The sequence below is a fragment of the Martinezella sp. CNPSo 3890 genome (assembly GCF_057784455.1).
Genome location: NZ_JBXSOR010000002.1, coordinates 804,415 through 814,153, shown reverse-complemented (window position 1 = coordinate 814,153; position 9,739 = coordinate 804,415). Strand labels below are relative to the sequence as shown.

At 57.8% G+C, this 9,739-nt stretch carries 9 protein-coding genes and 3 pseudogenes; 4 read left to right on the top strand and 8 right to left on the bottom strand.

Features of this window, described 5'->3' with window-relative positions; all coding sequences use genetic code 11:
• The 5 genes and pseudogenes from AC13RC_RS09930 to AC13RC_RS09910 all read right to left on the bottom strand — a co-directional run.
• Nucleotides 1–345, bottom strand: a 345-nt coding sequence (locus AC13RC_RS09930; RefSeq protein WP_488557036.1) for a hypothetical protein, incomplete at its 3' end; no start/stop codon positions are given.
• Between the two features lie 60 nt (nt 346–405).
• Nucleotides 406–861, bottom strand: a complete 456-nt coding sequence (locus AC13RC_RS09925) for a hypothetical protein (RefSeq protein ID WP_488557035.1) — start codon at nt 859–861, stop codon at nt 406–408.
• 40 nt (nt 862–901) lie between these two features.
• On the bottom strand, nt 902–1,279 hold the full coding sequence (locus AC13RC_RS09920; RefSeq protein WP_488557034.1) for a hypothetical protein: 378 nt from the start codon (nt 1,277–1,279) through the stop codon (nt 902–904).
• Nucleotides 1,280–1,282: 3 nt separating this feature from the next.
• Nucleotides 1,283–2,662 (bottom strand): deaminase, encoded by a 1,380-nt coding sequence (locus AC13RC_RS09915; protein WP_488557044.1) that lies wholly within the window; start codon nt 2,660–2,662, stop codon nt 1,283–1,285.
• A 516-nt stretch (nt 2,663–3,178) separates the two neighbouring features.
• A pseudogene (locus tag AC13RC_RS09910) lies at nt 3,179–3,694 on the bottom strand (IS21 family transposase); the annotation flags it as partial.
• 308 nt (nt 3,695–4,002) lie between these two features.
• On the opposite strand from AC13RC_RS09910, the pseudogene AC13RC_RS09905 reads away from it, so the two are divergent.
• The 4 genes and pseudogenes from AC13RC_RS09905 to AC13RC_RS09890 form a co-directional block, all read left to right on the top strand.
• Nucleotides 4,003–4,514, top strand: a pseudogene (locus AC13RC_RS09905) (ATP dependent DNA ligase); the annotation flags it as partial.
• A 171-nt stretch (nt 4,515–4,685) separates the two neighbouring features.
• Complete coding sequence (locus tag AC13RC_RS09900; RefSeq protein WP_488557033.1) at nt 4,686–5,162, top strand: Hsp20 family protein; 477 nt, start codon at nt 4,686–4,688, stop codon at nt 5,160–5,162.
• A 74-nt stretch (nt 5,163–5,236) separates the two neighbouring features.
• Nucleotides 5,237–5,536 (top strand): DUF982 domain-containing protein, encoded by a 300-nt coding sequence (locus tag AC13RC_RS09895; RefSeq protein ID WP_488557032.1) that lies wholly within the window; start codon nt 5,237–5,239, stop codon nt 5,534–5,536.
• Nucleotides 5,537–5,546: 10 nt separating this feature from the next.
• Nucleotides 5,547–5,819: a hypothetical protein gene (locus tag AC13RC_RS09890; protein ID WP_145321107.1), complete on the top strand. Its 273-nt coding sequence runs from the start codon at nt 5,547–5,549 to the stop codon at nt 5,817–5,819.
• A gap of 30 nt (nt 5,820–5,849) precedes the next feature.
• On the opposite strand, the gene AC13RC_RS09885 is transcribed toward AC13RC_RS09890, so the two are convergent.
• From AC13RC_RS09885 to AC13RC_RS09875, 3 genes and pseudogenes are all read right to left on the bottom strand, one after another.
• The gene (locus AC13RC_RS09885) at nt 5,850–6,269 is read right to left on the bottom strand and encodes a DUF4112 domain-containing protein (RefSeq protein ID WP_488557031.1); all 420 of its coding nucleotides are present in this window, start codon (nt 6,267–6,269) and stop codon (nt 5,850–5,852) included.
• Nucleotides 6,266–8,936: pseudogene (ligD, locus tag AC13RC_RS09880) on the bottom strand (DNA ligase D). The gene AC13RC_RS09885 and the pseudogene ligD overlap by 4 nt, the downstream one beginning before the upstream one ends.
• 312 nt (nt 8,937–9,248) lie before the next feature.
• Nucleotides 9,249–9,446 (bottom strand): hypothetical protein, encoded by a 198-nt coding sequence (locus tag AC13RC_RS09875; RefSeq protein WP_162750812.1) that lies wholly within the window; start codon nt 9,444–9,446, stop codon nt 9,249–9,251.
• Between the last annotated feature and the right edge of the window lie 293 nt (nt 9,447–9,739).

Below are 9,739 nucleotides of genomic sequence, written 5' to 3'. Positions count from 1 at the left end.
GACCATCCAAGACTTTTCTCCGTCCCATAACCACCAGTTTTCCACCTTCCGTGTTTGGGGATTGGGTACACCCGATCGAAAAAGGGGCATCTCTTTGGAGTGCATGGGAACATCATAAGTCCCCACTTTCCGTATGAGCTTTCTTTTCAGGGCGGCTGCAACAGGGAAAAATGTCCAGAAATTGGTTGGAACTTCAACCAGAGAACCGAGGCCAGCCTGACCTCCTGGATGCGTGCCAGGCAGCACCCTGATTGCCCAACCCATTTCCTTGTTGTTTAAAACGCACTGGAAATATGCTTCTCCTTTTGCGGTGCTTATTTCAAATACATCTCCGGCTTTAATCATCAGAATCCTGGATGTTTAACAGCAAGCACTCTCGAAAGTATCAAATTTATTGTCGTGATTTTAACGAGGATCCTTTTCCGGGAGCCAGCCACTCTCAATTCGCTCGACAAGCCGGGTATCATTCCACGCTTCTCTCAGGGGAAGCTTCCTCTGTTCATCCGTAATGGCGCCAACTTGCCAACTGGTCTCGCCATCCCATAACCACCAGGTTTCCACCTTGCGGGTCTCTGGATCAGCAACACCGGTGCGAAAGAGTGGCATCTTTTCGGCATGTTTTGGAATTTTGTACTGCCCAAGTTTACGAACGATGCCGCTTTTGAGAGCAGGGCCAACGGGGAAAAAAATCCAAAAGTTCGTTACAACATTCGCCAACGCTTCAATATCTGGGACATCATCCCGATAGATGCCAGGCAGAACCCTGATTAAAGGTCCCATAAGCTTATCACGCTTTACATATTGAAAATATGCTTCTCCCCGTGCCGTCTTGATCCCGAAAACGTCTCCTGACTTTGTCATTATTTGAACCCTGGATACCAGGGGCAGCGGGAGCAGATCATTACTTACTCCATTGTTCTTCCAGCTCCCGTCTCAGAAAAAATAGCGAAACTGCATTGGTCACCTGTTCTGGGCCCACGCAAATATTCTCAGGATACTCCCCATATTGCCCTCCGGCACACAGCTCAACCATCGTCGATTGCTTTCCGCACGGATTTTCAAGGGTTAGATTGTCATCACCATTTCCTAGGGTAACAACGTAGCGGAGAGGCCCACCACCCACCATGACCTGCCATCCATCTTCTCGTTCAAGACTCACCAAGGTGTGTTGTTTCCCGTCAAGCCCCGAAATCCAATTCAACGCCTCGCTCACATTCGCGTCCAGTATTTCAACATCCAGATTGTGAACACCATCTCTTGTGTCAGCATTTAATCGCATGATTTACCTTGGAGTTATTGTCATCGTGCCATCGGGGCCGACGACGGTGAGCTGTTTCAGTCCTAGTTGCTCGACCATTGATCGAATTCCACCATTCGTCCCGCATGCCGCTCTGTCGACATATAGCGTCAGATTTTGCCCAGAGACGTCAATACCCTGCTGCTTAATTTGATTAAGGGCATCAATTTCTGCGTGAGTTGACGAAATCGCGTTGACCCCGGTCACTGGCTGACCATGAGCGTTAACCCCGTAAATTTTCTGTCCATTAATCTCGATTACAGCCAAAGTGCTCTTGTCAGCGGCTGAGCCTGCCGGCGGTAGTCCAAGCTCTGCCCGAAATTTAGCAAGGTCATCAAATTCTGCTCGGTTGCCGCTTACGGCGGCTCTTTGTGCCAAGCCCGCGTTTGCGTAAATTGTGCCATTTGGTCCCACGATGACGACATTGCCTGCATCATCGATGACGCGGACATATCCCGTCGGCAGGCCGCCAACGTCGTTTGCTGCTGCGCCGGCGGAAGCTAGCGGTCTGTATCCAGCAGGTACGACGACGCTGGTGCCATCGGATGCGATAATCGTGCGCGTACCCGCTGTACGTGCCGCAGCAGTTGCCGATTGCTCCAGTTCGCCAGCGACCTTCGTTGCGGCCCCAAGAGAAAGAACACATCCAGCCGTACTCGTACAAGCCACGGTGACGGTACAATCCAGAAGCTCAGTAACGGCATTGGCGCATGCGGTGCTATTAGCCGCGCAATATGCGTAAATCTCCGGGCCGATGGTTACGCCAGCCGCGACAAGCACCGACAAGGCAGCCACACCATTTACTATTGCCTGGTGTGTGGCCAGCGCTTTCTGATACTGGGCGCTGATCTGATCAGGGGCGCCACGGCCAGCCGCCACATCACTGAGTACGCCAAGCAGCAGGGCATCAGGCGTGTTGATGGTGCTCGTGCCCAGCACACGAGCCTGAAGCCCATATTCCTGATCGACAGCGTTCTGCAAGTCCTGACGACCCGAGACGCAGGCCGCGCTAGTGAAGGATGCGGCGCAGGCGCTTACAAGTGCCGCATTATTTTCATCCGAAAGCTGCCTGTAATAGGCCGTGCTGACGTTCAGATTACTCTCAAGTTGAGCCAGGTCTTGGCCTGAGCAGCCTTCACCAAGTGATGCTTTGCAATCGTCAATCTTTTTGAGGAGTTCGCCGCGCTCCTTATTGGCTTCGTCAAGCTGCTCGTGCGTCAGATAATTATACTGATACTGCGCCGAGCCGTAGGACCCTCCTTCGCCGCCACCAACGGCGCCACCGACTGCCGAACTGAGACTCGTCCCGATCGCTGCGGCAAGCGCTTGTTTGTCCTGATCCGATAAGGTGCTGTCCTTCAACATGCCCTTGACGAGACTTGCTATGGCAGGCGTCAGCAAGGCCGAGGTCGCAGCGCCGGCGGCTCCCTTCAGCGCTCCCTCCCAGCCATTGACGCCACCCAGGATACCTGAACCGATGGTATGGAGGAGTACTCGACCGGCGCCACCCTCCTTCCAGTAGTCCATTCCCGCCTGATCTCGGCTGAGAGCAGCTTGCTTGTAGAATTCGCTCGCAATATCCCCGACCAATCCCGCCATAGTGGCCTGCGCTGCCTGCAGATCTGCCTGGGTCTTGTACTGGTCACGCAGGATATGCTCGAGGTCCGGCAGACCGGGCAGCGAGGTGTTGGTGTTGTTGGTATCACGGCGGATCGCGCCGATATCCTGCATTTGGTGGGCAGGATCGGTGATCGTGATCGGGATATTGCCACCGATGGCGGAAAGCGCGTGCCCAGTCTTATTTTCGCTGTCTTTGACCGGCGGCGTCGGCATGATGCCGCTAGTGCCAATCGAAACGCCGTAGGTCTCGGCCTTCCAGGTCGAGTGCGTGTCGATAACCGCCACGAACAGGTGGGCCTGTCGTGTCTTGCCGGACAATCGGTCGACTACGACGGTAACGGTGTCGCCGGCATAATCGACGAACAGCTTGTCGCCGGCCGCATGATCCTGCCGCATCGTCACCGGCAGCTTCAACGCCCAGCCGCGATACAGGTCGCAGTACCGACTATAGCGATATCCATCCGGATGAAGACCAATGTATTCGTCCCATAGGATCTGAAGCGTCATATGCTTGCGCTTCAGCTCGCGATGGACCTGCGCCCAATCTGGCTCCGGAGCGCGGCGGTGTCCTATCTTCGTCCCAGCCCCTTTATAAAGTGCCGCCTCCAGGACCGTATCGCTGACGTCATCACCCAAAGGCCACGATAGCCCAGCAACCGCCGCACGCCGCAGCGTCTCGCGCACCGTCGAGGGCGCAGTTCCAACCCGCACCGCAATCGACTTGTGCCCAAGTCCTTGCTCAAAGCGATATCTCAATATCTCGCGGACCCGCCGCATCTCCACTCTCTCCGCAGGCATCCCGTTCCTTCCTCGTCAACGTCCAAGGAAGAAACTTCACACCGGCAGACCACCCTTGCCAGATGCCCGCCAAAGGGGGGCGACATCATTTCGGAATCAGGGGCGGATTACCTCGAAATTTGCAATGAGAGTATGATAACCATCGGTTCGGACCGCCATCTCCAGCACCTTGCACAGGCTGCATCATTTGACCAACCTCGCGTCAGCGGGGTAACTTAAACGCGTCGGGAAAACCTAAATCGCTCATGAGAGCGTATGATTTCGCACTGATCTTGTTCTGACCCCTGCTCGACGGAGCCGTTGGCGCGATACAGCTTTCCGAGGAGGTGCAGGGTGACGGCGCCGAGCTTCTGGAGAACGCCCGATCGTTTGGACTAGAAGGTATCATCGCCAAGCACTGGGACCGTCCGTACCGCTCGGGCAGAACCGGCGATTGGCTGAAGATCAAATGTGTGCAAAGCGAGAGTTCATGATCGTCGGCTACGAACAGTCGGCCGTAGCGCGCGGGATCGGCAGTCTGCTGCTGGCAGCCCGGCGCGGTCATGATTGGGTGTATGTCGGCGCCGTCGGCACGGGCTTCAAGGAAAACGACGCGGCATACCTGAAGAAGACGCTCGACATGCTCAAGACGCGCAATCCAGTCGTGCCGCTCAAAGGCAAGAATTACCTCTTCGCGCAGCCGACGCTGATCGCCGAAGTCGAATTCCGCGGCTGGACCGACGACGGCAATCTGCGACACTCATCCTACAAAGGGCTGCGTGAGATCCAGGACAATGCTGCGGTCTACGAGCTCGACTGAGCCGATGGGGGCGGCCCTTATCACGTCCAATTTTTTTCCGCTGACTCTCTTGAATCCGAAATTCTCAAAAACCAAATCGATTGCCGCCAGCTGCTGAACACAGGGTTGGCCTTGCTGGAAGCGCGGCTTTCGGCGCTTCCGTACCCATGTTGCTTCAAGGAGGATATGGCTATGGCAACATCTTACGACTACGCACCCTTGTTCCGCTCGACCGTCGGGTTTGATCGGGTTTTCAATCTTCTCGAAAATGCTCAGCGCGCTCGTTCGATCAGCGATTGGCCGCCTTATGACATCGTCAAGACCGGCGACGACAGCTACCGGATTTCGATTGCGGTCGCGGGCTTTGCCCAGGACGATCTCGACATCACCTTCCAGTCCAACCTGCTGACGGTCACCGGCAAGAAGCAGGAGACCGCCAATGACGGTTATCTCCATCGCGGCATCGCCAGCCGGCCGTTCGAGCACCGCTTCGAGCTTGCCGACCATGTCAGGGTGAACGGCGCCAATCTGCAGAACGGACTGCTGTCGATCGATCTGGTGCGTGAGATTCCCGAGGCCTTGAAGCCGCGCAAGATCGATATCCAGGCAAACCCGGCTCTCTCACAAAAAGCCGCCCCGGCGCAGATCGAGGCGCAAAAAGCAGCGTAACCCGCATTCTCCGCACAACAAGGGCGCCACGGCGGTGGCGCCCATTAACATTCCGGGTTGGGAAGGAGAGAGCGATGAAACCCGACATGTTCAGACAACCTGTGACCATCCTCGTCGGCCTTGGCTTTCCGACAAAGGTCCACACCGTCATGGACGCCTACCGGCACCTTGCCGATTGGCCCGCCTCGTCTAGGGACACGGCGCATTCCATTGCCCTCAAGGCATGTCAGGCGGCCCTTCGCGGAGAGATCGAAGCCGAGACCGCGCGCGGCCTGTTTGCTGCCTTTGCTGAGAAGCACGATCTGCTTGCGCCGGAAACGGACGTGATCGCCGCCTCCCGCCGCAGCCACGACAAAGAGCCGCACGTTCGCTAAGGAGGCCGAGATGCACGGGATTTTGGAGCAGGGCGCAAGCAGTGCCGCTGCGATGGGTCCGACGATCCTGCTTCAGGGCATGCAGATTGAGCGGCCTCTTGACGTGGTGAAAGCGACCGCGCTCTCCGCAGACGACAAGCGGACCGTCCTGGCTTCGTGGGCTTCGGACTTCTATGCGATCGACTCGAAGCCGGCGTTCCGCCACATGCCTGGAACACCCGACCCGATTTCCATGGGTGAAGTGCAGGCTGCCCTCAAAGAACTGGATCGGTGCTACGGATAGTGAGTGAGCGTGCCGGCCGAACGTGCCGGTTCATTCGCGTGGCGACCGTCTGCGATCGAGATCGGAATGGTCGAGACCGAAGTGTTCCAGGACGAGGTCGAGATTACGGCGGTTGGATTTGAAATAGACGTCGAACAGGTCCCCGGCCAATGGGACACTCCCGGCCGCCGCGTCGAAACCAATATTGACCAGCATCTTAAGAAGCTTGTCATTCGGCACGCCAAGCCGCCGCGCCTCGTTGACGATGTAGAGACTGATCGCAGCGCCGGCAAAGTCACCGACAACAGGCACCAACCCCATGATTGAATCTGCTCCGAACGAAAAGCGCGTTCCGGGAATGCGCAGCGCCGTGTCCATGAGCCGCGCCAGCCCACGCATGCGGCGAAGGCGGGCCAGACGGTCCATGTTACGGAAATCCGTGTATTGACTATGCGTTCGTTCGTATGTCATGCCGCCGCTTTCGTCATCTTGCCCAGTCTCTTGATGGCCTGCTCCAGCGACCTTTGTCCGTCACAATAATCCTGCCAGGCGCTCGTCTTGGCCAGCAACGCTGGCACGGTGCGGATAGTGAAGCGTTTCGGATCCAGATCTGCCTTCACCTGGCTCCAGGTGAGCGGCATCGATACCGTGGCGCCCGGCCGCGCGCGGGGCGACAACGGCGCGACGGCGGTCGCCATTCGATCGTTGCGCAAGTAGTCGAGGAAGATCCGGCCGTTACGCTGGTTCTTGGCCATCTTGATCAGATAGAGCTCAGGGTTCTCGCGTGCCATCTGCAGGCAGACATCGTGTGCGAACTCTTTTGCCTCCGGCCAGGTGAGCTTTTTGCCCCTCGGTACCGCGAGCGGCGTGACGACATGCAGACCCTTGCCACCGGTGGTCTTGCAGAAGCTGACGAGACCCAGTTCTTCGAGTCTGTCACGCATTTCCCGAGCCGCTTCGACGACGGTTGAGAAGGGGACGTCCGGACCGGGATCAAGGTCGAAGACGAGACGGCCCGGCACCTCCGGCTGGCCCGGTTCGCAATTCCAGGGATGCAGCTCGACACCGCCGATCTGGGCGACGGCGGCAAGGCCCTCGACCCGGTCAACTTGCAGATAGGGTTTCTTGTCGCCGAACACCTTGACCAACTCAAGCAAGTTCGACGTTCCCGGCATCGCGTGGCGCTGAAAGAATTGCTCGCCGCCGATCCCATCGGGAGTGCGGATGATCGAGCATGGCCGCCCCTTGATATGGTCGATCAGCCATTGACCGACGGCTTCGTAGTAGCGGGCCAGTTCCACCTTCGTGACCGGTTCGCCATCATTGGCCTCCGGCCAGAGCGGCTTGTCCGGGTTGGAGATCAACATGCCCATGACAGCTTCCTTGCCGCCCTTGCGCGGCGACTTCGCGGTCCGTTTCTGTTTGGCCTTTGTCTCCGGATCGGGCGTTTCCACCTCAGCTGGCTCGATCGGCTTCTCCGCGATGACTTCCCCTGCTGGCTTATCTTCCCTTAGCCCCTTGAACGCTGCTTGGCGCACCAGCCCGTCGGCGGTCCAACCGGCAAACTCAATCTCCGCGACAAGTTCCGGCTTCACCCAGACGACGTTGGGCTCCTCTTTCGGCGCCCCAATACCGGTAAACGGGGACTTGGCCGTTTCCAGCGCGCAGCTTGGGAAGCAGCACACCGACCTTGCCAGCGCCGTAGCCCGTGCCGACCCGGCCGACATAGACAAAATGGCTACCGCGATTGACGCCGACCAGCAGCGAGCGGAATTTGCCGTTGGTCTTGGCATAGGCGCCGATGACGACTTCATGGCCAGCGCGGCACTTCGACTTCGCCCAGGTGTCCGTACGGCCCGATTGATACGGCGCGTCGGCCTGTTTCGAGACAATGCCTTCGAGCGAGAGCTTGCAGGCCGACTTCAGGACGGCATCTCCGCCGGTCTCGAAATGCTCCACGAACCGCAGGCGTGGATCCTCGCCGGCATCATCCAACAATTTCTGCAGACGATCCTTGCGCTTGGTGAGCGGCAGTTGCCGCAGATCCTCATCGCCCTCAAACAACAGGTCGAAGGCAAAGTAGACCAGTGCGTCGGTCTTTCCTTCCGATAGCGCCGCCTGTAGCGCGGCGAAATCAGGCGCACCATTTTCGTCGAGGGCGCAGATCTCCCCGTCGATGATGGCATCAGGCAGGTTTGCAGCCGATGTCGCGATCGCCGGATATTTTGCCGTCCAATCCAGGCCCTTGCGGGTCTTTAGCGTCACCTCGCCGTTTTCAATGCGTGCCTGGATGCGGTAGCCGTCGAACTTGATCTCGTGGATCCAGCCCTCGGTCGAGGGCGGCCGTTCCAGCGTTTCGCAGAGTTGCGGCGCGATGAAGTCGGGCATTGCGGACTTCGCTGGCTTGGCAGCTTTGGCTGGGGCTGATTTCCTTTTAGTTTTGGTTTCGGCTTTGCGTTCTTCCGCAGCAAGGCCGTGGTTGCTGTCCCACACCGCATCCGCCTGAACGTCGCCACTCTGGACCATGAACGGCTTCGGCTTCCTGCCTTTGCCGGCGGCGATCGCTTCCATGGTTCGGCCCGAGGCGACGGAGGTTGCGTTCTCCTCAAGGACCGCAGCACCGTTCTCCTCGACCGAGAAATCGTCATGATGTTTGATCAGCAGCCAGTTGGTCCGCTTGCCCCCGTCGCGGTCGTTGCGCATCCGCACCAGCACGAAGCTACCATGCAGCCGCTCGCCTTCCAGGGCGAATTTGAAATCGCCTTTGGCGAGAGCCTGCTCCGGCGTCTTGCTGCCTTCGGGCTCCCAGTAGCCGCGGTCCCACAACATTACCGTGCCGCCACCATACTGTCCCTTCGGGATAGTGCCCTCGAAATCACCGTAGTCGAGCGGGTGGTCCTCGACCTCGACCGCCAACCGCTTGTCATGCGGGTCGAGCGAAGGCCCCTTCGTCACCGCCCAGGACTTGAACACCCCATCGAGTTCGAGTCGCAGATCGTAATGCAGCCGCGTTGCATCGTGCTTCTGGATGACGAAGCGTCTGCGGTTCGATGCCTTCAGCTTCGCTGCGCCGCTCGGCTCCTGCGTCTTCTTAAAATCGCGCTTCTGCTTATAGGTTGATAGCTTGTCGCTGGCCATGGCAGTCCCCAGTACAAATCCGCCTCCCGCCTCGGATGAAGACGGGATGAGGCGCGGGCCGGACAGGTGATACGCTCGACTGCCGTTTCGTTGGCCGCGATGAGAACCGGAAAAATCATCGCGTTCGTCATCCCTGTCACGTCCGGTTGACACAGCACGCGACCTCGACAAGCAAAAGGCATCACATAATCGTTTTGTTCCATGGAGTTGGATAAGGGAGTTGGGCAAGAGCGCCATCGGCTCTGAATGTCCGACGGGCCTCGCGGAAATTGATATGCGCTTTCGGCATAACTGCGCTGCAGCAAAGTCGATTTAATAGGCGAGGAGAACCCGTATGATGTGGCTATCGAAGCGATGCACCTCCTCCCGCGTCGGTTCGATATGCAGACGTCCTACTCCTCCTCCCAAGGGCGCTTGCGGGAACAGCAACCCTCCTCCTCCCAGTTGCTGTTCGGTTATTTTCGAAAAGCCTGCCGCACCTCCTCCCGCGGCAGGCTTTTTCGTTTTCATGCGTGGAATATGTCCGCTACCACGGATCCAGCACTTGAGACATCAAGTGTTTCTTCGCCTGCAAGATTTTTCAGGTTGTGCTCGAAAATTTGCGCCATCCAAGCAACGACTTAATCCGCTCAAACCGGACGCAATTAACAGGGTTGGCGGTTCGTACCTCGTCAAGAGCGTCGTTCTTGATGGTTCGAGTGTCTGGCCATTGCCGACCAAAACGACAGCCTTGATCAGGGCGACGGTCCGATTTCGGAGCAGCAGTGCCCTTTAATTTCCAGTAAAGCATCCAGAATTTGATT

Coding starts and splice junctions, on each gene's coding strand:
- AC13RC_RS09925 (WP_488557035.1), bottom strand. CDS start 861: ATGACAAAGTCAGGAGACGTTTTCGGGATCAAGACGGCACGGGGAGAA.
- AC13RC_RS09920 (WP_488557034.1), bottom strand. CDS start 1,279: ATGCGATTAAATGCTGACACAAGAGATGGTGTTCACAATCTGGATGTT.
- AC13RC_RS09915 (WP_488557044.1), bottom strand. CDS start 2,662: ATGTTGAAGGACAGCACCTTATCGGATCAGGACAAACAAGCGCTTGCC.
- AC13RC_RS09900 (WP_488557033.1), top strand. CDS start 4,686: ATGGCAACATCTTACGACTACGCACCCTTGTTCCGCTCGACCGTCGGG.
- AC13RC_RS09895 (WP_488557032.1), top strand. CDS start 5,237: ATGAAACCCGACATGTTCAGACAACCTGTGACCATCCTCGTCGGCCTT.
- AC13RC_RS09890 (WP_145321107.1), top strand. CDS start 5,547: ATGCACGGGATTTTGGAGCAGGGCGCAAGCAGTGCCGCTGCGATGGGT.
- AC13RC_RS09885 (WP_488557031.1), bottom strand. CDS start 6,269: ATGACATACGAACGAACGCATAGTCAATACACGGATTTCCGTAACATG.
- AC13RC_RS09875 (WP_162750812.1), bottom strand. CDS start 9,446: ATGAAAACGAAAAAGCCTGCCGCGGGAGGAGGTGCGGCAGGCTTTTCG.